This window comes from Bradyrhizobium sp. NBAIM14, from assembly GCF_020193895.1.
In the GTDB taxonomy this organism is placed as follows: domain Bacteria; phylum Pseudomonadota; class Alphaproteobacteria; order Rhizobiales; family Xanthobacteraceae; genus Bradyrhizobium; species Bradyrhizobium yuanmingense.
Genome location: NZ_JADYVQ010000017.1, coordinates 90071 through 110456, shown reverse-complemented (window position 1 = coordinate 110456; position 20386 = coordinate 90071). Strand labels below are relative to the sequence as shown.

Annotated in this window: 20 protein-coding genes and 1 tRNA gene; 6 read left to right on the top strand and 15 right to left on the bottom strand. The window is 65.0% G+C overall.

From position 1 onward, the window contains the following. Positions 1-26 precede the first annotated feature (26 nt). Positions 27-662 carry a TetR/AcrR family transcriptional regulator gene (locus tag I6F28_RS29445; RefSeq protein ID WP_050991851.1) on the bottom strand — a complete coding sequence of 212 codons (636 nt, stop codon included), beginning with the start codon at positions 660-662 and terminating at the stop codon, positions 27-29. A 312-nt stretch (positions 663-974) separates the two neighbouring features. On the opposite strand from I6F28_RS29445, the gene I6F28_RS29440 reads away from it, so the two are divergent. The 3 genes from I6F28_RS29440 to I6F28_RS29430 are packed head-to-tail and all read left to right on the top strand — an operon-like array spanning position 975 to position 4543. Further along, positions 975-1778: an SDR family NAD(P)-dependent oxidoreductase gene (locus I6F28_RS29440; RefSeq protein WP_225113820.1), complete on the top strand. Its 804-nt coding sequence runs from the start codon at positions 975-977 to the stop codon at positions 1776-1778. A 38-nt stretch (positions 1779-1816) separates the two neighbouring features. Further along, entirely contained in the window at positions 1817-2947 is a 1131-nt protein-coding gene (locus I6F28_RS29435) for a DUF5938 domain-containing protein (RefSeq protein WP_036009171.1), read from the top strand. 57 nt (positions 2948-3004) lie between these two features. Beyond that, positions 3005-4543: an acyl-CoA synthetase gene (locus I6F28_RS29430; RefSeq protein WP_225142436.1), complete on the top strand. Its 1539-nt coding sequence runs from the start codon at positions 3005-3007 to the stop codon at positions 4541-4543. A gap of 101 nt (positions 4544-4644) precedes the next feature. Here the strand turns inward: I6F28_RS29430 and I6F28_RS29425 are convergent, their stop codons facing one another. From I6F28_RS29425 to I6F28_RS29375, 11 genes are all read right to left on the bottom strand, one after another. Next, positions 4645-5565, bottom strand: a complete 921-nt coding sequence (locus I6F28_RS29425; RefSeq protein ID WP_225142434.1) for an FAD binding domain-containing protein — start codon at positions 5563-5565, stop codon at positions 4645-4647. Continuing rightward, the gene (locus tag I6F28_RS29420; protein ID WP_225142432.1) at positions 5562-8249 is read right to left on the bottom strand and encodes a molybdopterin-dependent oxidoreductase; all 2688 of its coding nucleotides are present in this window, start codon (positions 8247-8249) and stop codon (positions 5562-5564) included. Before I6F28_RS29420 ends, I6F28_RS29425 begins: the two co-directional genes overlap by 4 nt. After that, entirely contained in the window at positions 8246-8887 is a 642-nt protein-coding gene (locus I6F28_RS29415; protein ID WP_225142430.1) for a TetR/AcrR family transcriptional regulator, read from the bottom strand. Before I6F28_RS29415 ends, I6F28_RS29420 begins: the two co-directional genes overlap by 4 nt. Before the next feature lie 430 nt (positions 8888-9317). Beyond that, positions 9318-9590, bottom strand: coding sequence for a BQ00720 family protein (locus I6F28_RS29410; RefSeq protein ID WP_007598581.1), 273 nt, complete (start codon positions 9588-9590; stop codon positions 9318-9320). A gap of 50 nt (positions 9591-9640) precedes the next feature. Further along, positions 9641-10066, bottom strand: a complete 426-nt coding sequence (locus I6F28_RS29405) for an Hsp20 family protein (RefSeq protein ID WP_024338612.1) — start codon at positions 10064-10066, stop codon at positions 9641-9643. A 268-nt stretch (positions 10067-10334) separates the two neighbouring features. Then, complete coding sequence (locus I6F28_RS29400) at positions 10335-11423, bottom strand: sn-glycerol-3-phosphate import ATP-binding protein UgpC (RefSeq protein WP_225142428.1); 1089 nt, start codon at positions 11421-11423, stop codon at positions 10335-10337. Positions 11424-11429: 6 nt separating this feature from the next. Then, positions 11430-12278 (bottom strand): sn-glycerol-3-phosphate ABC transporter permease UgpE, encoded by an 849-nt coding sequence (gene ugpE / locus I6F28_RS29395; protein WP_225142427.1) that lies wholly within the window; start codon positions 12276-12278, stop codon positions 11430-11432. After that, on the bottom strand, positions 12278-13159 hold the full coding sequence (ugpA, locus tag I6F28_RS29390; RefSeq protein WP_036009149.1) for a sn-glycerol-3-phosphate ABC transporter permease UgpA: 882 nt from the start codon (positions 13157-13159) through the stop codon (positions 12278-12280). Before ugpA ends, ugpE begins: the two co-directional genes overlap by 1 nt. Before the next feature lie 47 nt (positions 13160-13206). Then, the gene (gene ugpB / locus I6F28_RS29385; protein WP_036009146.1) at positions 13207-14523 is read right to left on the bottom strand and encodes a sn-glycerol-3-phosphate ABC transporter substrate-binding protein UgpB; all 1317 of its coding nucleotides are present in this window, start codon (positions 14521-14523) and stop codon (positions 13207-13209) included. Positions 14524-14805: 282 nt separating this feature from the next. After that, positions 14806-16008 (bottom strand): CaiB/BaiF CoA transferase family protein, encoded by a 1203-nt coding sequence (locus I6F28_RS29380; RefSeq protein ID WP_036009143.1) that lies wholly within the window; start codon positions 16006-16008, stop codon positions 14806-14808. 180 nt (positions 16009-16188) lie between these two features. Further along, complete coding sequence (locus I6F28_RS29375) at positions 16189-16614, bottom strand: organic hydroperoxide resistance protein (RefSeq protein ID WP_225142426.1); 426 nt, start codon at positions 16612-16614, stop codon at positions 16189-16191. 155 nt (positions 16615-16769) lie between these two features. Between I6F28_RS29375 and I6F28_RS29370 the strand changes: the two genes are divergently transcribed. Then, positions 16770-17228, top strand: coding sequence for a MarR family winged helix-turn-helix transcriptional regulator (locus I6F28_RS29370; RefSeq protein WP_074447577.1), 459 nt, complete (start codon positions 16770-16772; stop codon positions 17226-17228). A 4-nt stretch (positions 17229-17232) separates the two neighbouring features. Here the strand turns inward: I6F28_RS29370 and I6F28_RS37645 are convergent, their stop codons facing one another. From I6F28_RS37645 to I6F28_RS29355, 3 genes are all read right to left on the bottom strand, one after another. Beyond that, positions 17233-17469: a GIY-YIG nuclease family protein gene (locus I6F28_RS37645; protein WP_225142425.1), complete on the bottom strand. Its 237-nt coding sequence runs from the start codon at positions 17467-17469 to the stop codon at positions 17233-17235. Positions 17470-17627: 158 nt separating this feature from the next. Next, a tRNA-Ala gene (locus tag I6F28_RS29360) sits at positions 17628-17703 on the bottom strand. 94 nt (positions 17704-17797) lie between these two features. Next, positions 17798-18205 (bottom strand): TIGR02300 family protein, encoded by a 408-nt coding sequence (locus tag I6F28_RS29355; protein WP_036009126.1) that lies wholly within the window; start codon positions 18203-18205, stop codon positions 17798-17800. 158 nt (positions 18206-18363) lie between these two features. On the opposite strand from I6F28_RS29355, the gene aroA reads away from it, so the two are divergent. Both aroA and cmk read left to right on the top strand, forming a co-directional pair. Next, complete coding sequence (gene aroA, locus I6F28_RS29350) at positions 18364-19701, top strand: 3-phosphoshikimate 1-carboxyvinyltransferase (RefSeq protein WP_225142424.1); 1338 nt, start codon at positions 18364-18366, stop codon at positions 19699-19701. Further along, positions 19698-20336 carry a (d)CMP kinase gene (cmk, locus tag I6F28_RS29345; protein ID WP_225142423.1) on the top strand — a complete coding sequence of 213 codons (639 nt, stop codon included), beginning with the start codon at positions 19698-19700 and terminating at the stop codon, positions 20334-20336. The genes aroA and cmk overlap by 4 nt, the downstream gene beginning before the upstream one ends. Positions 20337-20386 lie beyond the last annotated feature (50 nt).

Below are 20386 nucleotides of genomic sequence, written 5' to 3'. Positions count from 1 at the left end.
GCCTTCGTGGGCGCCGCTTCCGCGCTTCAGCAGACCGTCGGCAGCAGGCGCCGGACTTCGTCGAGCAGTTCGGGGACCGCCCTCTTGTCACCCGCGAGGTGCTTGAGCAGCGCACTCTGGAACAGACCGTCGAACAGCGCGTAGAGCGCGCCTGGCGACGACGCCGGCCGCTTGCCGCCGAGCTCGGCATAGCGCGAGGCAATGCGCCAGATCATCGCTTCCAGGCTCTTGTCGATCTCGAGGACATCCTTGCGAAACGCCGCCTCGAACATCGCCTGCGAGCGCAAATCGTACCAAAGCCGGTGCATGCGGGCTTCGTTCTGCAGCGTTGCTGCGAGCTTGGCGAGGAAGCCCTCCGTCAATTCGTCGCGGCTCGTCGCTGTCGCGACGACCTCGTCATAGCGCGTCACGCACTTGGCCTTGTAGTGGCGAACGCAGCAGCAGATCAGGTCGAGCTTGTCGCTGAAATAATAGTGGAACACGCCGTGCGTGAACGCCGAGTTCTGCGCGATCTCCCGCAGGCTCGTCCGAGCGAAGCCGAGCTCTCCAAGCGTTTCGAGCGCGGCCTCGGCAAGCTCGATGCGTCGCGCGTTGAACTTGTCGTCTCGCACGATCTCCGCCACGGCCTCTCGCTTCGCCGCTCCTGTCGCTTGCCGCGCCATCGTCGCGCTGTCTCCCGTCTCTTGGTCACCACGATCACGTCGTCATCGCCTACAGACCATCCTCTTTGACAACTGTCAAATTTTTTCCTTGACAACTGTCAAGTTCCGGGAGGAGTGTGCGCGCCAAGAAATTTGGACAGTCGTCAAGACGTCAGCAAATGGAGGAAATGCACCCGCCGGCGCCGCGCCGCCGGAACGGACTCGCATGCCGTTGCGCAACCGCGCCGGCACCGTGCTGCCAACCCAGCACGCACCGATCATCAGCGAACAGATCAGTCCAACAGATCAGTCCAAGCAAAGGGAGGACGTGCGATGAGTGAGAAGAGTCTTGATGGCCGCAAAGCCCTGGTCACCGGCGGAGCCCGCGGGATAGGAGCGGCTATTGCAGAAGCACTGGCGCGCTCCGGTGCGGCGGTCATGATCGGCGACATTCTCGATGACGTCGGCAAGGATAGCGCCGGCGAGATCGCCAGGCTCGGAGTGAAGACCGGCTTCGTGCATCTCGATGTCGCCGACGATGCGCAGTGGGAGAAAGCGACTGCTGCGACGGTCGCCACCCTCGGCGGCTACGACATCCTCATCAACAATGCCGGCATCGAGATCACGTCGCTGGTCAGCGAGATCAGGGCCGAGGATGCGCGGCGGATGTGCGACGTCAACATCGTCGGCACCGTGCTCGGCATGAAGCACGCCTTCCGCGCGATGCGGCCGGGTGGACCGGCGGGCAAAGGCGGCGCGGTCGTCAACATCGCGTCTGTCGCGGCGACGATCGCCTTCCCGAGCATCGCGGTCTATTCCGGCACGAAATCCGCGGTCGATCGCATGACGCGGGTCGCGGCGATGGAGGCCGGCAAGCTCGGTTATGGCGTGCGCGTCAACTGCATCTATCCCGGCTTGATCCCGACCGACATGGGCCTGCAGCTCGCCAACGACATCGTCAAGATCGGTCTCGCGCCCGACGTCAACGCCGCGGTCGGCTCGGTGGTGGAGCAGACGCCGCTCGGCAAGCTCGCGGAGGTCGGCGACATCGCCAATGCTGCGGTGTTCCTGTGCTCGAACGAAGCCCGCTTCATCACCGGCATCGGACTGCCGGTCGATGGCGGCATGGGAATGTGAGCTGCAAACCCGACAACGAACATTTCGGAGGAACGAGAATGAGCGCGAAGAAGCCCGTCATCGTCTATGGCGCGTCCGGCTACACCGGCCGGCTGGTCTGCGAATACTTACGCGAGTACAACATCCCCTTCATCGCCGCGGGGCGCAGCGCGGAGAAGCTCAACGCCGCAATGAAAGCGAACGTGGCCGGTATCGAGACCGCCGACTACGAGGTGGTGGAAGTGCCGCACACCGTGAGCGCACTGACGGAGCTGTTCAACGGCGCCTCGGTGGTGCTCAACACCGTGGGTCCCTTCGCCAGGTTCGGCGCCGAGGTGGTGCAGGCCTGCTGGGCGTCCCGATGCCACTACACCGACACGACAGGCGAGCAGGACTGGCTGATCACGCTCGAGCAGGAATGGGGTACGAAGTTCGCCAATGCCGGCCTGCTGCTCGCGCCGGGCATCGCGCAGATGTACACCACCGGCGAGATCGCCGCGCAGCTGTGCCTGGAGACGCCCGGCCTCGATACGCTCGATATCGCCGTGTTCTGGGGCGGTAGCCCGACCATCGCCTCGACGCAGACCATCCTGGTCAACGCCGCGATGGCAAAGGCCTACTATCTGGAGCAGAACAAGTATGTCGAGCATCAGGTGGATGCCGGTCTCTACAACCTCGCCATCCCCGGCCAGCATGAGCTCGCACTGGCGCTGCCCTGGGGCGGCACCTCGCACCCGGTGTGGTTCAAGCGCGATCCGCGCGTGGCCAACGTGAAGGTGCTGGGCGGTGTGTTCAACCGCGCGCTGATGCTGGGCGTGCCGCAGATCGTCGCCGCTGCGCTGGACGCGACCAAGGACATGAACCCCGATGACCGCTACGCCGCGTTGGCGCAGACCGCCGCCGGCGTGATGAACACCATGCCGCCGCGCGAGAACCCGCGCGTCAACAAGTCGCTGGATTCGGTGCATGCCTCCGGCCCATTGGGGCGCGCGCACTGCGTCATCAACGGCAACAGCAATTACAAGCAGACCGGCCTGCTGCAGGCCTATGCCGCAGCTCACCTGCTGCAGCAGCCGCCCAAGCGCGTGGGCTTCGCCTCCGGTTGCCAGGCGTTCGGTCATCACGAGCTGCTCGGCCAGCTGCGCAGCTTCGGGCTGGTCAGCAGACCGATCCTCACCGTGCACGACTGAGCAAGATCACGGGTGGCGCGGCCGCGCGCCACCCGCCAGCTGCTTCCGGGATTGATCATGCGCTTCATCGATTACCTCGACAAAGGTGCCTCGCTCGGCCCCGATGCGCCGTGCCTGACCATGGACGGGCGCGATCTCAGCTACCGCGAGGTGCAGTTGCTGAGCTATCGCGTCGCGCGCGGGCTCGCGCGGTCGGGTATTGCTGCCGGCGAGAAGGTCGCAATCCTTTCCGGCAACGATCCGGTCGCGTTTGCATGCGTGTTCGGCATTTCCCGCGCGGGCTCGGTTTGGTGCCCGATCAATCCGCGCAACGAGGCTGCCGAAAACCGGCTCATCCTCGACCAATTCGACTGCAGCCTGCTGCTGTTTCACTCGAGCTTCGCGCCGATGGTCGAGGCGGTGCGTGCAGAGCTGCCGAAGCTGCGTGTCCTCGTCTGCCTCGATGCCGAATTGCCCTTCGCGCCCTCGTTCGACAGCTGGCTCGCGGGCCTGTCCGCCGACCGATATCAACGCGAGACGGTCGACGATCTCGCGATGCTTCCCGGCACCGGCGGCACCACCGGAAAGCCGAAGGGAGTCATGCTGTCGGGTCGCAACATCGAGGCCATGACGGCACTGACGCTGATGGGCTATCCCTTCAAGGGTCGTCCGGTCTATCTCGCGCTCGCGCCGTTGACCCATGCGGCCGGTGTGCTGTGTTTCCCGATCATGGCGCTCGGCGGCCGCATCGTGATCATGCATCACCCCGACATCGCCGAATTCCTCGAATTGATCGAGCGCTACCATGTCACGCACACCTTCCTGCCGCCGACATTGATCTACATGCTGCTCGATCATCCCAAGCTCGACTCGGCGAAGCTCGGGTCTCTGCAATGCTTCTGGTACGGCGCGGCACCGATCTCGGCCGCACGGCTTGCGGAGGCGCTCCGGCGCATCGGGCCCATGGCGCAGTTGTTCGGTCAGACTGAAGCGCCGATGATGATCTCGATGATGGCACCGGATGAGCATTACAATGCCGATGGCACGATCGCGATGGAGCGCCTCGCCTCGGCGGGGCGGATCAGCCCGTTGGTGCAGGCCGGCATCATGGATGGCGACGGCAATTTGCTGCCGACCGGCTCACGCGGCGAGATCGTGGTTCGCGGCTCGCTGGTGATGGAAGGCTACTACAAAAATCCCGAAGCCACGGCGGAGGCCTCCGCGCATGGCTGGCACCACACCGGCGACATCGGCTACATCGACGACGATGGCTACCTCTACATCGTCGATCGCGCCAAGGACATGATCATCACCGGCGGGTTCAACGTCTATTCGATCGAGGTCGAGAACGCGCTGCGGGCGCATGAGGCGGTACAGGATTGCGCCGTGATCGGCCTTCCGGACGAGAAATGGGGTGAGCGTATCGTTGCCGTGGTGCAGCCCCGTGCCGGCCAGAGCGTCGATGCGACGGCGCTGGCGGCCTTCGTCAAGCAGCGGATCGGCAGCGTCAAGACACCGAAGCAGATCGAAGTCTGGGACGATCTGCCGCGCTCCAAGGTCGGCAAGGTGCTGAAGCCGGATATCCGTGGGCGGCTGGCAGGTCGCTCAGGCGGCTAGCTAAAGCATGATCCGGAAAAGTGCGAAGCGCTTTTCCGGAGAGATCATGCGTGAACAACAACCTAAAGCGCGATGATGATTCATCCCATTCTCATCGCGCTTTAGTCCGAAAGCCGCTCCAGCACGTCGCGCACCAGCCCTTGCAGGAGATCGAGCTTGTAGGCCGTTATCGGCAATGGCTTGGCACCTGAGCTCGCCGCTTTCGCCGCCTCTGCGATCGATGCCGCATTGGCAAGCTTGCCGCTGAGCTGGACTTCCACGGCGGTGAGGCGAAGCGGCACGGGCGCGACGCCGCCGGCAGCGAGACGCACCAGCTGGAACTTGCCGCCGGCGGTCACGACGCGGGCGCAGAGTTCCACCAGCGGCCATTCGGCATAGGTCCGGCTGATCGCCCGCTTGTAGGAAGCGCGCTCGCCCTCGAGCGGAGCAGGAAGCGCAATGTTCTTGATCATCTCGCCTGCTGCGAGTGTATGATCGGCGTGCGCGACCGAGCCGTCGCCGAGGAGACCGCTAATCGTCAATCCGCTGCGCCGGTCCGTGGTGATGGTCGCATCATAGGCGAGCAGAGCCGCCGCCATGGTCGAGGGATGCGGCGCGATGCACGGTCCGAGATCGAAGGCAACGCCATAGAGATGATTGCCGGAACGGGCAGGGCAGGTGCTGCCGCCTTTCTTCAGGCAATCGATGTCGGCCCGGCGGAAATACCAGCAGCGTGAACGCTGCGCGAGATTGCCGCCGAGCGTGGCAACGTTGCGCACCTGTGGCGTGGCGAGTCCCTGCGCGCTCGCCGCAATGCCGGGATAAGCGGCGAGGATGCGCGCGTCGGTCGCGATCGTGGCGATGGTGGCGAGCGCGCCGATCCGGGCCGCTCCATCGGCTCCCCAGCTGATCGTCTTGTCGCCGCTGGTCGAGATATCGATCAGCATTCCCTGCGACACCCCGCTGCGGCGGCGTTCGCTGAAGTCGGTGCCTCCGGCGCGGAATTCAGGCGTGGGATTGGCGGTGATGACGGCGACACTCATGCTGCATCCCTCCCTTTCAGCGCGGCCACAAGACGATCGGGCCGGAACGGAATTTCAGTCAGTCTCACGCCGATCGCATCGCGGATGGCGTTGGCGATCGCGGGCGAGGTCGGCACGGTGGCGACTTCACCGATGCCGACGCTGCCGCCCGGCACATGCTCGAAACCGGCCTCGTCGAAATGCACGTCCAGTTTCGGCATGTCGGCAATCCCCGGGATGCGGTAATCCTCCATGCTGCCGCTCAGGATGTGGCCGCTCGAGGGATCGGTCTCCCGCGACTCATAGAGTGCGTAGCCGATGCCCTGAATCACCGCGCCCGCGGCCTGGCTTCGCGCCAGCGCCGGCGCGGCGAGCTTGCCGACCGCGAGGCCCGTATAGGCGTTGAGCACGCGCACATGGCCGAGCCAGGTGTCGACCTCGACTTCCATCACCTGCACCGAGCTCGGCACGCCGGCGCCGACCACCATGTGGCTCATCAGACGCAGCACCCAACCGAACACCCGGCCCATGATGCCCGCCTCGTGCAGCGCGGGCCTGACGCCGGGCGGCGGCTTGCCGTCCTCCTGGCGCTTGGCCGACACGGCGATATCAGGAGAAGCCGCGATCATCTCGCGCCACGGCGCGTTCGAGCCCGGAGCAGGTGTGCGAGAGGCGGTGCGCCTGATTTCCGCTTTCAGCTTGTCGATGGCGAGCAAGGTCGGCGGCACCACCGAGGCGGTGACGCGGCTGCCGCCGGAGCCCGGTCCGCGCGGCAGGCTGGAGCGGCCGATGCGAACGTCCACATCCTGCGGCTCGAGATCGAACGCCTTCGCGACGGTGTTCGCGATCACGCTGCGTGTGCCCGTGCCGATATCCTGCACCGCGCAGCTTGCGACGATGCGGCCGCCCTTGATCGCGAGTTCGACCGAGGAGCCGGTCTGCCAGAGATAGAGCCAGTAGCCGGTGGCGACGCCGACGCCGCGCCGGTAGCGGCCGGTCTGCGACGCCGCCGGCTTGCGGTTCTTCCAGACGTCGAGGCCGGCAGCCCAGTCGTACAGTCGCTGGCGGTTGGGATCGGGGTCCCAGAGCTTGCGCAGGTGAATCGGATCGACCTTCATGCGCTGCGCCGCTTCGTCGACCGCCTGCTCCAGCGCAAACGACATCGGCGGACCGCCGGGGCCGCGGAACGGCGCGCCGGGCGGCAAATTGCTGAGCACGTCGAAGTCGACGAGCTCCTTTGCTTCGGCCGGATAGATCAGCCGCGCCAGGCCCGCGATCAGCGAGTTCACGGCGGCGCCGGTGTCTGCATGGGCAGTGAGCGACAGCGCCTTGAGGCGGCCTTCCGCAGAAGGCAGCAAGGACAGCTTCAGCTCGGCGGCCGGACGATAGCCGGTGACGGAAAGCTCCTCTTCACGATCGAAGGCGACGCGCACCGGCGCTTTCGCGGCGCGCGCAAGCTCGATCGCGGCGATGGTCTCCAGCCCAACGCTGCCCTTGGAGCCGAACCCGCCGCCGACATGATCGGCGATCACACGCACCTTGTCGTGCGGAAGGCCATAACGCTTGGCGATCTTCTCCATGCTCTCGTGGATGGCCTGGGTCGAGATGTGCACAATGAGCTGATCGCCATCGAACCTGGCCACGGCGGCATGTGGTTCGAGGCTTGCGTGCTGTTGCGTCGAGACGCGAAAGGTCTCCTCGACCAGCAGCGGATTGCGTTGCTGGCGCGCCTCGTCAAGCCAGCTCTTGGCGCGCTTGGCTTTCTGCGAGAACGGCGCAGAAGGCCCGCGCACATTGCCCTTCCACGACACCGGAGCGCCGCCTGCGCCCTCGGACACGTTGCCGGCACGCTTGCGGTCCTTCTTTTCGAACACGACCGGTGCATCGTCGCGTCGCGCTGCATCGAGCCCGATCACAGCGGGCAAAGGCTCGGGCTTGAAGCTGACCGCGGCGATGGCCTGCAGTGCGGTGCGGCGATCCTTGGCCGCGACGGCTGCAATCGGCGCGCCGACGAAGCGGACCATGTTGTCATCGTCGAGCAGCGGAACGACGGCGGCAACACCGGCAATGGCGCGCGCCGGCGCCAGATCAAGACCGGTGATCCTCGCATGCGCGACGTGCGCGCGCAGGATGACGCCTTCGAGCTGGCCGTCATGGTGGACGTCGACGGTGTAGCGGGCGAGGCCCGTCACCTTGTCGCGGGCTTCCAGCCGCGGCGCGATGGGCTCGTTGCCGTCGAAGCGGCCTGAACAAGCCTCCGCTACCGCGCGAACAATGCCTTCATAGGCGCCGCAGCGGCAGAGATGTCCAGATAGCGCGGCGGCGATCTCCTCGCGCGAGGGTGTCGCCGCGCCCTTGGTCGCGCGCCAGCTGTCGTGGAAGGCGGCGGCTTCGACGACGAAGCCGGGTGTGCAGAAGCCGCATTGCAGGGCGTCGTGCGCCATGAACGCCTTCTGTACCGGATGCAATCCGGCGGCTCCGACGCCCTCGACGGTCGTCAGCGATTTGTCGGCGGCCGCCTGCGCCGGCAACAGGCAGCTCACGACCGGCGTGCCGTCGAGCAGCACGGTGCAGGCGCCGCAGACGCCGGAGCCGCAGACGAGTTTGGTGCCGGTGAGGCCGCCATCGCGGATCACGTCGATCAAGAGCGCATCCGGATCGTCGGGCAGCGCCAGAGGCCGTCCATTGATGGTCGTGCTGGTCATCTTCGAACTCCCGTTTTGCGTTGGGACTTCTTTGCGGACGGCGCCATCGCGCCGGCGATCAGCATGCGCAGCATGGTCTCGAGCTGTTTCAGGAACGCGCCGACCGGCTGCATGGCAGGGAAAGCGGATTTGGTGCCGTGGATCGCCATCTCGACGCAGCGCGCCAGCTCGCGCACGCTGACGCCGCTTTCGAGGTTAAGCTTTCGCTTGCGGCACACCCGCGCGATCGTGGTTGCGATCTCGTCGGCGAAACGGTTGGAATAGCTCTGGTAGAGGTCGCGCGCCTGCGCGAGGTGCTCGGAAAACAGCTCCTCGGTATGGGGCGAGTCCTTCAGCGAAGCGAGCAGCGACTGCATTCGCGCGCCGATCTCGGCGACCAGGATGTCGGCAAGCTCGAGGCCCGCTTCTTCCGCCGCCTTCGCGGCCGCGATTTCGGCAGCGAGCCCCTGCGCGTAGATCCGCTCGAGCACGGCGCGAAACAGCGCCTCCTTGGAGGCGAAGTGATGATAGAGCGCCTGCCGCGTCAGTCCGGCTTCCTCCGCCGCCAGCTCGATCGAGGAGCGGCGGAAGCCGTGGCGCCGGAACACGCGCAAGGCAGCGTCGAGGATCCGGTCCTGGGGAGGGGCCTTGGCCTGCATTTTGTCAGATTTGACAAACGCGAACGAAATGTCAAATCACGGATTGATGACGGTCTCGTGCGCGCAAGAGCCAAGGCCGCCCGCACGCCAGGGATATCGCATTTGAGAGCTTTTCCTGCGGCCATCCTTCGAGACGCCCGCTTGAGGCGGGCTCCTCAGGATGAGGTCGGAGTGCGCGGCAGCAACGGGACCTGACGCTGATTAGCCTCATCCTGAGGAGGCGCGTCAGCGCCGTCTCGAAGGACGAGGCGTGCGCGCAGACCGCCGCCACAAGTCACATGCGATTGCCCCGCCGCACGCGGGCGGGGACGTCACCGAATTCCCGTTGGCTGGCGATGGCGACGCGAATACCTCGCCGCCCAAATGAAAACGGGCACGCCTTCTTGCGAAGGCATGCCCGTTTGAAACCCTATTCGTGCGACGCGCGTGCTTAGTGCACGCTCACCGCTTGCAGCTCGTTGCTCCAGGCGTTGGCGATCGCAGCTTCGCGGCTGTCGGTCAGCATGATCGGCGTGCCGTCGGCGGCGTGGAGCGCGAAAAGCTTGAGGCCCGGCGCGATCTTGGGCGCCTCGGGGAACAGGCCCGGCACGTCCTCGGAGCGGATCTGCTTCACATAGGCGATATGGCCTTCGCCCAGGGTTGCCAGCGTCTCCGGGGAAACATTCTTGGCTTCGTATTCGAACGCAACGTGACCTTCACTCATGGTCTCGACTCCTCTGGAACACTAAGCGGTCGAGTCCGCTACTCGTTCCATTATTCGTGCTCATTGATAGCGATTGTCTTAACGATCCGCTCCGGTTCAGGCCGGGCCAGATCGATCGACAACAACCCGTTCTTCAGATCCGCACCCAGCACCAGCATCCCCTCCGCCAGCACGAAGGTGCGCTGGAAGTGGCGTGCGGCGATGCCGCGATGGATGTATTGCCGGGTCTTGTCGTCCTGCTGCCGCCCGCGGATCACGAGCTGGTTTTCCTCAATGGTTACATCGAGTTGGTCGCGCGTAAATCCGGCGACCGCCAGCGTGATGCGCAAACGCTCGGGCTGGCCGTCCGTGCGGTCGCACCTCTCGATATTGTAGGGAGGATAACCGTCGGCGCCTTTGACGACCCGATCGAGCACGCGCTCGATCTCGTCAAAGCCCAGCAGGAAGGGACTGGAGAGCGTTGGAACACGAGACATAGTTTACAAAGTCCTCTCGAAGCGACTTTGGTGCATCAGGGCCCGCGAGCGGCGCCCCTTGATCAGCAATATGGGCATGTTCCCCTGTGGGTTCAAGCAGGTAGCGGGGGAGGCTGTGGACGGGCCACTTTCCGCCATCGCCCGAATGCCTGGTTCGTCATGGTTGGCATGACGCGTCGTGCGAGGCGATTTATCCCAACAAAAACAAACCCCCTTCTACTGTGCATGGGGTTGTTTTCACACCTTTGTCGTCGGGCCCCGGAGCCGCTCAGCCCTTGAGCCGCGTCCGCCCGTCGTCACTGAACAGATGCAGCTTGGCCCGCATCGCCGCGACACGGATTCTCGCGCCGATGGCGGGCGCTTGGGTTCCGGGAATGCGGACGATGACCTCGCCGGGCGGCAGCTCGCCGGGCGTAGCGGCGACGCGCTGGTCCTCCTGCTCGCGCGAGCCGTAGACGAAGGTTTCGGCGCCGACGCGCTCGATCGCTTCCACGGTGAGCGGCAGGGCGACGCCGCCGGCCGGGACTTCGTCGGTGATGACAAAATCCTCCGGGCGGATTCCGACGATGCCGGCATCGGCCGCGGCGCTGCCGGCGAGCTGCGACCGGATCTCCTCGGGCCGGGTCGACATCAAGTTCATCGGCGGCGCGCCGATGAAGGAGGCGACGAAGGTCGTCGCCGGTTTCTCGTAGATATCAAGCGGATTGCCGACCTGCTCGACCTGGCCGCCGTTCATCACGACAAGAATGTCGGCGAGCGTCATCGCCTCGAGCTGGTCATGGGTGACGTAGATCGACGTCGTGTTGAGCCGGCGCTGCAATTTGCGGATCTCGACCCGCATCGCGATGCGCAGCTTGGCGTCGAGGTTGGACAGCGGCTCGTCGAACAAAAACACCTTCGGCTGGCGCACGATGGCGCGGCCCATGGCGACGCGCTGGCGCTGGCCGCCGGAGAGCTGGCGCGGCTTGCGCTCTAGCATGGCGGAGAGCTCGAGCACGCGCGCGGCTTCCTCGACGCGGGTCTTGATCTCGGCCTCGGCCATGCCGCGGTTGCGCAGGCCATAGGCCATGTTGTTGTAGACGCTCATATGCGGATAGAGCGCGTAGTTCTGGAACACCATCGCGATGTCGCGATCGGCGGGCTCTACTCCGTTGACGACGCGGCCGCCGATGTCGATCTCGCCGCCGGTGACCGTCTCCAGCCCCGCGACCATGCGCAGCAGCGTGGACTTGCCGCAGCCGGAGGGGCCGACCAGCACGCAGAACTGTCCGTCGCCGACATCGACGTCGACGCCCTTGATGGCCTCGAAGCCGCCGGGATAGGTTTTGCGGACGCTGCGCAGGGTGACGTTGGCCATAAGTCTCTACTTCTCCGTCTCGACCAGGCCGCGCACGAACAATTTCTGCATGGCGACGACGACGAACACCGGCGGCAGCATGGCCAGCACGGCGGTTGCCATCACGATCGGCCATTCGGTCAGCGCGTCGGTGGTGGTGATCATCTTGCGGATGCCGATCTGGATGGTCTGCATGTCGTCGCGCGTGGTGATCAACAGCGGCCAGAGATATTGATTCCAACCGAGGATGAACAGGATCACGAACAGCGCCGCCATGTTGGTGCGCGACAGCGGCAAGAGCGTATCCCAGAAGAAGCGGAAGGGGCCGGCGCCGTCGATGCGCGAGGCCTCCAGCAGCTCGTCCGGCACGGTCATGAAGAACTGGCGGAACAGCAGCGTCGCGGTGGCCGATGCGATCAGCGGCAGCGACAGGCCGGCATAGCTGTCGAGCATGTGCAGGTCGGCGACGATCTTGTAGGTCGGATAGATGCGGACTTCGACCGGCAGCATCAGCGTGATGAAGATCAGCCAGAACAGCGCCATCCGGAACGGGAAGCGGAAATACACGATCGCATAGGCCGAGATGATCGAGACCGCGATCTTGCCCAGCGCGATCAGCAGCGCCATCACCAGCGAGTTCAGCATCATGTTGCCGACCGGCTCGCGGGTCGAGCCGCTCGTGCCGATGAAGATGGTCTGGTAGTAGGTCTGGAAGAAATGACCCCCGGGCAGCAACGACATCTGCCCGTTGGCGATCACCGCGTTGTCCTGGGTGGACGCCACGAAGGCGAGATAGACCGGGAAGGCGACGATCGCGATCCCGATCCAGAGGATGATATGGGCAATGTAGCGCCGAAAGCCTTCTTCCTCGACCATCAGTAGGTCACCTTGCGTTCGACGAAGCGGAACTGGATGCCCGTCAGCACGATCACCATGATCATCAGGATCACCGATTGCGCCGCGGAGCTGCCGAGGTTTCCGCCGAGCAGGCCGTCGGTATAGACCTTGTAGACCAGCGTCTCCGTCGACTTGCCCGGACCGCCGCGGGTCATCGTGTCGATGATGCCGAACGTGTCGAAGAAGGCGTAGACGATGTTGACGACCAGGAGGAAGAAGATGGTCGGCGACAGCAGCGGGAAGATCACGGTCCAGAACCTGCGCATCGGGCGGGCGCCGTCGATCGCAGCCGCCTCGATCACGCTTCTGGGGATGCTCTGCAGGCCGGCGAGGAAGAACAGGAAGTTGTAGGAGATCTGCTTCCAGGCGGCGGCCAGGATGATCAGCGCTGCGGCCTGGTCGCCGTCGAGCAGTGGATTCCAGTCGATGCCCAGCGCCCGCAGGTAGCGCGAGAGCACGCCGAGCGAGGGATGCAGCATGAAGATCCAGAGCACGCCGACGACCGGCGGCGCCACCGCATAGGGCCAGATCAGCAGCGTGCGGTAGAGCATCGAGCCGCGCAGCGGCTTGTCTGCCATCACGGCCAGCAGCAGCGCGAACGACAGCGACGACACCGCGATCGCGAACGAGAAGAAGAAGGTGCGCAGGATCGCCTCGAAATAGGCGGGCTCCTTGAACAACTCGATATAGTTCTCGAACCAGACGAAGCTGGTCGACAGGCCGAAGGCGTCCTGCAGCAGGAACGACTGGATCATCGCCTGCAAGGCCGGCCAGTAGAAGAAAATCAGGACGATCGCGAGTTGCGGCGCAACCAGCGCATAGGGCAACAGCTTCGATTGGAAAATGGCTTGCTTTTGCATGATGCCCCAGCGCGGCAGGCCGGGGGACCGGCCTGCCGCTTGTCGCCTTACTTCACGGCGGTCTTTTCGAACTGGCGCAGCATGGTGTTGCCGCGCTCGACGGCCGCGTCCAGCGCCTGCTTGGCGGTCTTCTTGCCGGCCAGCGCCTGCTCGATCTCCTCCGCCCAGACGTCACGGAGCTGCACCATGTTGCCGAGGCGCAGGCCGCGCGAATTCTCGGTCGGCTCCTTGTTGGTCAGCTCGAGCAGCGGCGTCTCCAGATAGGGCTGATCCTTGTAGAAGCCATCCGCCTTGGCCTTCTCATAGGCCGCCTTGGTGATCGGCAGATAGCCCGAGGCCTTGTGGATGTAGACTTGGCGATCGGTGTCCGAGAGGAAAGAGAAGAATTTGGCGACGCCCTTGTAATCGTCCGCCGGTTTGCCGCCCATTACCCAGAGCGAGGCACCGCCGATGATCGAGTTCTGCGGCGCGCCCTTGGCGTCCGGGTAATAGGGCATCGGCACCGCGGTGAAGGCGAACTTGGCCTGCGCCTTGACGTTGCCGAAGAACGCGGACGAGGTCAGGTAGAGCGGGCATTCACCCGACGTGAAGCGGCCTTCGCCGGTGTTGGTGCGGCCGGCATAGTCGTAGGTCTTGTCCTTCTGGAGCTCGACCAGATTTTCGAGATGCTTGACCTGGAGCGGACCGTTGAAGGACAGCACGGTGTCGAAACCGTCGAGGCCGTTGGCCTTGCTGGCGAGCGGCACGTTGTGCCAGGCGGAGAGCTGCTCGAGATTGACCCAGGTGACCCAGGAGTTGGAGAAGCCGCAGGTGGCGTGGCCGGCCGCCTTCAGCTTCTTGGCGGCGTCGAACACTTCGGGCCAGGTCTTCGGCACCTCGACATTCGCTTTCTTCAGTGCGTCGAGGTTGACCCACATCACGGTCGAGGACGAGTTGAACGGGAAGGACAGCATCTCGCCCTTCGAGGTCGAGTAATAGCCGGTGATCGCAGGCAGATAGGCCTTCGGATCGAACTTCTCGCCGGTCTCGGCCATCAGCTTGTAGACCGGCTTCACGGCGCCGGTCGCTGCCATCATGGTGGCGGTGCCGACCTCGAACACCTGCATGATGTGCGGCGCGTTGCCGGCGCGGAACGCGGCGATGCCGGCGTTCATCGTGTCGGCGTAGTTGCCCTTGTAGGTCGGGATCACCTTGTAGTCGCTCTGCGTGGTGTTGAAATCGTTGGCGAGCCTGACGATGACGTCGTTGTTGGCGCCGGTCATCGCGTGCCACCACTGGATTTCGGTCACGGCAAGCGCCGGCGAGGCGCCGAGACCAATTGTGAGTGCGACGGCCGCCGCCGTGCCAAAATGTCGAAGAGCCATCAAGAACCTCCCTTGCCCGTCACTAAAGAAGCGCTTGCGCTAGCAGCGCCATATGACGTTCACATGACTGTGTAAGCGGGAGAAACGAAAGCAGCAAGCGCGGCCAAATGGGAAGTTGTCAAATAGGCCAAGACGGAGCCGTCAGCCAACTCGTTCGCGCTGCACATGCGTGCGCGCGCCGCAGTGCGGCATTGAGATGAGGCACTATCGTGCCGCGGGCTCCGAACCTCTCCCACTTGCAAGCGGGAGAGGGAGCGCACCACCGTTGACGCTCGCCTTAGCTCAGCGTTTCCGCTCGGGACCGCAGACCGTGCCTTTTTCGACCATCGCGTCGATCTCGGCCTTGGAGTAGCCGAACTCGCCCAGCACCTCGGCCGCATGCTGGCTGAATTTCGGCGGCACGCGGCGCAGGCTCGGCTTGCTGCGGTCGAGCCGGATCGGCGAGGCAACGCCCTTGTACCAGTCCTTCTCGATAATATCGCCACGCGCGATCGTGTGCGGATTGGTCAACGCCTGGTCGATCTTCTGCACGGGACCTGCAGGCAGGCCGGCCGCGAGCAGGCGGTTGCACAGCGGCTCGGCCTCGTGCTGGCTGAACACGGCGGCAAGCTCGGCGCGCAGTGCCTCGCGATTGGCGATGCGGTCCTTGTTGCGGGCAAAGCGCGGATCGGTGCCGAGCTCGGGCTTGCCGATCTCCTTCGCCAGCTTGCGGAAGGTGCCGTCATTGCCGACGCCGATGAAGATGTTGTCGGTCTTGGTCGGGAAGATCGCGTAAGGCACGAGGTTCGGATGCTCGTTGCCGGTGAGACCCGGCGGCTTGCCATGCATGAAATAATTCGCGGTGTGCGGATGCATGATGGCAAGGCCGGTCTCGTACAGCGTCGTCTCCAGGAACTGGCCCTTGCCCGACCGCTGCCGCTCCGACAGCGCCATCAGGATGCCGATCGCCGCATAAAGTCCGGTGGTGATGTCGACCAAGGGAACGCCGATCCGCATCGGCCCGCTCTCGGGCGAGCCGGTCGCCGCGATCATGCCGGTCATGGCCTGGATGATGGCATCATAGCCGGGGTTGCCGCCGCGCGGGCCGTCGGCGCCGAAGCCGCAGATCCGGCAATGCACGAGGCGGGGATATTTCTTGCTGAGGACGTCGTTGCCGATGCCCCATTTCTCCAGCGTGCCCGGCTTGAAATTCTCGATCAGGACGTCGGCGGTCTCCAGCATCTTGAGCAGCACGATTCGGCCGCCCTCGGAGGCGAGGTCGAGGCCGATCGAGCGCTTGTTGCGGTTGATGCCGACGAAATAGGCCGCATCCTCCTCGTGGAACGGAGGGCCCCATTCACGCACCTCGTCGCCCGCGGGCGGCTCGACCTTGATCACGTCGGCGCCGTGGTCGGCGAGGATCTGGGTGCAGTAGGGACCGCCGAGCACGCGCGTGAGATCGATGACGCGCAGTCCGCTCATGGCGCCCGTTGCTGCTTCAGTCATGCCTTCGCTTCCCTGTGTCGATCATTGGCTCACAGGCCTAGCGAGGTTTGTTTGCGCCGGCAATGGCGCCGAGCGTGGAGCCGCATGCGCCGGCGTGCAGCCATGCCGCGGGGTGGCAAATTCCCTCGGATGCGGCCGGCCCGAGGGGGGATTCCCGGGCCAGCCAATCCGCGCTGCCGATCAGACCACCGTCAGGCGAACGTCGACATTGCCGCGCGTGGCATTGGAGTACGGGCACACCTGATGCGCCTTCGCGACCAGCGCCTCGGCGTCTGCGCGGGCGAGACCCGGCAGCGAGACGGTGAGGTCGATGTCGAGGCCGAAACCGCCCTCGGAGCGCGGGCCGATGCCGACGGTCGAGGTGACCGAGGCATCCGCAGGCACCTTTGGGCCGCCCTGCGAGGCCACGAACTTCATCGCGCCGATGAAGCAGGCGGCATAGCCGGCCGCGAACAGCTGCTCGGGATTGTTTCCAGCGCCGCCGCCACCGCCGAGCTCCTTCGGCGTGGTGAGCTTGACGTCGAGCGCGCCGTCGAGGGTCGCAGCATGGCCGTCGCGGCCGCCGGTGGCCTTGGCGCTGGTCTTGTAGAGGACGTTCACGGACATTGTCGTCTCCTCGGGTCTTTCGGGGTTGGGGTGCGGGCTTTATCGCAGACAATTAGATTGTGCGCAATCTAATTCGTCCCGCCTCACATTTAATTGTTCGCAATTGAATGTGGCGCCGGCCGGGACCAGAATGGGAGAAACGCGCAGGATTCTTCATGGCCCGGAAATCAACGGCGGTAGACCCGCTTCGTCTCGACAACCAGATCTGCTTCGCGGTCTATTCCGCTACGCACGCCTTTAACCGCGTCTACAAGCCGCTGCTCGATCGACTCGGCCTGACCTATCCGCAATATCTGGTCATGCTGGTGCTGTGGGAGCGCGATGACGTGCCGGTCAAGGAGATCGGCGAGAAGCTGTTCCTGGATTCGGGCACGCTGACGCCGCTGCTGAAGCGGCTCGAGGCCGCCCATCTCGTCAGGCGCACCCGCTCGCGTGAGGACGAGCGTCAGGTTCTGATCGCCCTGACGCCGCAGGGCCATGCACTGAAGGAGAAGGCCCGCAGCGTGCCGCAATCGATCCTGGCGGCATCGGACTGCTCGGTGTCGGAGCTGGTCGCGATGAAAGACGAGATCGTCGCGCTGAGGGATCGGCTGAATGCGGTGATCGGGGAGTAGGGGGCTAAAGCCGCTTCTTGGCGAAGGAGCGGCCTGATGCTGACTTCAAGTACTTTTCGAATGCGACGGCCTGCTTCTCGTCGCTGAATGCGACGTAAGTCTTGAGCCGCCAAGGTCCGTATTTCGAAGTGTGGGGCACCTCGCCAGCATTGTGCTTTGCCAGTCGGGCGCGGAGGTCGTCAGTGATCCCGACATAGAAGTGGAGAGAATCAAGGCTCTCAAGGATGTAGACGTACTTCACGGGCACACTCCTCGGTAGGCGAGGAGAGCTTACACCCGCTCTTGTTTTGCTGAAGCCCGGCTTCGCCCTTCGGGCTTCGCCGCGGCAGCCTTCGCTAGCTTCGCCACGAGGGAGCGCAGCTGGCTTGCCGAGCCGTAGCTGGCGAAGCCAGCGAAGGCTGGTGGAGCCAGGCGGGATCGAACCGCCGACCTCTTGCATGCCATGCAAGCGCTCTCCCAGCTGAGCTATGGCCCCTTAACCCTAGACGGAGTGAACCTGGTCGATCACCCCGGACCGGCGAGCCTTCCGACTCGCGCGGTGCACCCTTTTTCACAGATCAGGGCTGATCTCAAGTCTCTTCATCACCGCCGACATCACCAATGATGTCGGTCACGTCCTCATCGCCCTCTTCTTCGTCGGCAATGAAGGTCGAATCGTCGTCATCATCGTCATCGAGGGTCTCGTCGACCTCGATATCGTCCTCCGATTCGGGCACGACCGCCTTGACCTTGCCGGTGTTCTCCTCGGCATCGGCCTCCTCGAGCGAGACCAACTCCTCGGTCTCCGCCGGCTCCGGCGCGTTGTCCTGGGCCATGTTGCGGGCCTCGGCCGCACGGGGGCCGCGGGCAGGAGCGACCGGGGCGATCGGCACCACTTCGCCAGTATAGGGCGAGATCACCGGATTCTTGTTGAGGTCATAGAACTTCTTGCCCGTGGTCGGGCAAATACGTTTGGTTCCGAGTTCGGACTTGGCCACGGCAGGAATCCTGGGAATGTCTGAAAAGCGGTGCTTCACTTGGCTAGTTGGCGGCCCGCTGTCAATAGCGCATTACGGGAGAACGACATGCCCGTGACGGGGCGCGGACCATGTGGTACCTGCGCGCCAGCCCACCGGGCCTATTCAAGGACACAATCTTGACCCATTCCGATCAACCGAGGCCGCTCCAGTCTCGCGCCAGCGGTCCCCTGACCGGGAAAGTACGGGTGCCCGGCGACAAGTCGATCTCCCACCGCGCCCTCATCCTGGGCGCGCTCGCGGTCGGCGAGACCAGGATTTCGGGCCTGCTCGAGGGCGAGGACGTCCTCAACACCGCCAAATCGATGCAGGCGCTGGGCGCCAAGGTCGAGCGCACCGGCGATTTCGCCTGGACCGTCAACGGCGTCGGGGTCGGAGGCTTCGCCCAGCCCAAGGCAGCACTGGATTTCGGCAATTCCGGCACCGGCTGCCGGCTGGTCATGGGCGCCGTCGCCGGCTGCCCGATTTCGGCGGTGTTCGACGGCGACGCGTCGCTGCGCAGCCGTCCGATGCGCCGGATCCTCGATCCCCTGGAAAAGATGGGTGCCAGAGTCACCGCCGGCGGCGAGGGCGGGCGCCTGCCGCTGACCCTCCAGGGCGCGCGCGCCCCCCTGCCGATCGTCTACAAGACCCCGGTCGCGTCGGCCCAGATCAAATCGGCCGTGCTGCTGGCGGGCCTCGCCGCTCCCGGCACCACCACGGTCATCGAGACCGAGGCCAGCCGCGACCACACCGAGCTGATGCTGAAGCATTTCGGCGCCGACATCACCTCGGTCCAGGAAGGCCGGCACGGCCGCCGCATCACGCTGGTGGGCCAGCCCGAGCTGCATGGCGCCAATGTCGTGGTGCCCGCCGATCCCTCTTCGGCCGCCTTCCCGATCGTCGCGGCGCTGATCGTGGAGGGCTCCGATGTCGTGCTGTCCGACGTCATGACCAATCCGCTGCGCACTGGGCTGTTCACCACGCTGCGCGAAATGGGCGCCTCCATCGAGGAGAGCGAAGTGCGCGGCGATGCCGGCGAGCCGATGGCGCGCTTGCGCGTGCGGGCGTCGAAGCTGCGCGGTGTCGAGGTGCCGCCGGAGCGCGCGCCGTCGATGATCGACGAATATCTGGTGCTGGCGGTGGCGGCGTCGTTCGCCGAAGGCACTACGATCATGCGCGGCCTGCAGGAGCTGCGCGTCAAGGAATCCGACCGGCTTGAAGCCACCGCCGCCATGCTGCGCGTCAACGGCGTCAAGGTCGTGGTCTCCGGCGACGATCTGATCGTGGAGGGTCGCGGCCACGTCCCGGGCGGCGGCACTGTCGCCACCCATATGGACCATCGCATCGCGATGTCCGCGCTGGTGATGGGCTGCGCCTCCGATCAGCCCGTGACCGTCGACGACACCGCCTTCATCGCCACCAGCTTTCCGGATTTCATTCCGATGATGCGTTCGCTAGGGGCCGAGTTTTCATGATCATCGCCATCGACGGGCCCGCGGCTTCGGGCAAGGGCACGCTCGGCAAGCGTCTCGCCCACCATTACGGCTATCGTCATCTCGATACCGGCGTGATCTATCGCGCGGTCGCCTACTCCTTGATGCAATCAGGGCACGATCTCAACGATGAGGCGGCCGCGGTGCAGGCCGCGTTGGAGCTCGATCCCGAAAAGTTCGGCAATCCTGCGCTGAAGACCCAGAAGGCCGGCGAGGGAGCCTCGATCGTGTCGGCAATCCCTCGGGTTCGCGAGGTCCTGGTCAATTTCCAGCGCCAGTTCGCCGCCGATCCGCCCGGCGCCGTGCTCGACGGCCGCGATATTGGAACCGTGATCTGCCCCCATGCCGACGTGAAGATCTTCGTGGTCGCCGACCCCAAGGTCCGCGCCCGGCGCCGCACCATGGAGGCCAAAGCGCGGGGCGAGGAGGCGGACGAGGCGGCCGTGCTCGCCGACATCCTCCAGCGTGACGAACGTGACAAGAATCGGCCGATTGCGCCTTTGAAACCGGCCCCGGATGCTTACTTGCTAGATAACTCCCAACTGGATATAGAAGGCGGCGTCCGGGCCGCCATCGACATTATCGAGGCTGTCCGAGCGGGCCGGTCGCGGGGTTAAGCCGCCGCCGTCATTGGAGGAAGTGCCCGCTCCCGCTCTTTGAGGTCGAT

Coding starts and splice junctions, on each gene's coding strand:
- I6F28_RS29440 (WP_225113820.1), top strand. CDS start 975: ATGAGTGAGAAGAGTCTTGATGGCCGCAAAGCCCTGGTCACCGGCGGA.
- I6F28_RS29370 (WP_074447577.1), top strand. CDS start 16,770: ATGGCCCGGAAATCAACGGCGGTAGACCCGCTTCGTCTCGACAACCAG.
- I6F28_RS29380 (WP_036009143.1), bottom strand. CDS start 16,008: ATGACTGAAGCAGCAACGGGCGCCATGAGCGGACTGCGCGTCATCGAT.
- ugpA (WP_036009149.1), bottom strand. CDS start 13,159: ATGCAAAAGCAAGCCATTTTCCAATCGAAGCTGTTGCCCTATGCGCTG.
- ugpE (WP_225142427.1), bottom strand. CDS start 12,278: ATGGTCGAGGAAGAAGGCTTTCGGCGCTACATTGCCCATATCATCCTC.
- I6F28_RS29415 (WP_225142430.1), bottom strand. CDS start 8,887: ATGCAGGCCAAGGCCCCTCCCCAGGACCGGATCCTCGACGCTGCCTTG.
- I6F28_RS29410 (WP_007598581.1), bottom strand. CDS start 9,590: ATGAGTGAAGGTCACGTTGCGTTCGAATACGAAGCCAAGAATGTTTCC.
- I6F28_RS29375 (WP_225142426.1), bottom strand. CDS start 16,614: ATGTCCGTGAACGTCCTCTACAAGACCAGCGCCAAGGCCACCGGCGGC.
- I6F28_RS29435 (WP_036009171.1), top strand. CDS start 1,817: ATGAGCGCGAAGAAGCCCGTCATCGTCTATGGCGCGTCCGGCTACACC.
- cmk (WP_225142423.1), top strand. CDS start 19,698: ATGATCATCGCCATCGACGGGCCCGCGGCTTCGGGCAAGGGCACGCTC.
- I6F28_RS29425 (WP_225142434.1), bottom strand. CDS start 5,565: ATGAGTGTCGCCGTCATCACCGCCAATCCCACGCCTGAATTCCGCGCC.
- I6F28_RS29445 (WP_050991851.1), bottom strand. CDS start 662: ATGGCGCGGCAAGCGACAGGAGCGGCGAAGCGAGAGGCCGTGGCGGAG.
- I6F28_RS29420 (WP_225142432.1), bottom strand. CDS start 8,249: ATGACCAGCACGACCATCAATGGACGGCCTCTGGCGCTGCCCGACGAT.
- I6F28_RS29405 (WP_024338612.1), bottom strand. CDS start 10,066: ATGTCTCGTGTTCCAACGCTCTCCAGTCCCTTCCTGCTGGGCTTTGAC.
- I6F28_RS29400 (WP_225142428.1), bottom strand. CDS start 11,423: ATGGCCAACGTCACCCTGCGCAGCGTCCGCAAAACCTATCCCGGCGGC.
- ugpB (WP_036009146.1), bottom strand. CDS start 14,523: ATGGCTCTTCGACATTTTGGCACGGCGGCGGCCGTCGCACTCACAATT.
- I6F28_RS29430 (WP_225142436.1), top strand. CDS start 3,005: ATGCGCTTCATCGATTACCTCGACAAAGGTGCCTCGCTCGGCCCCGAT.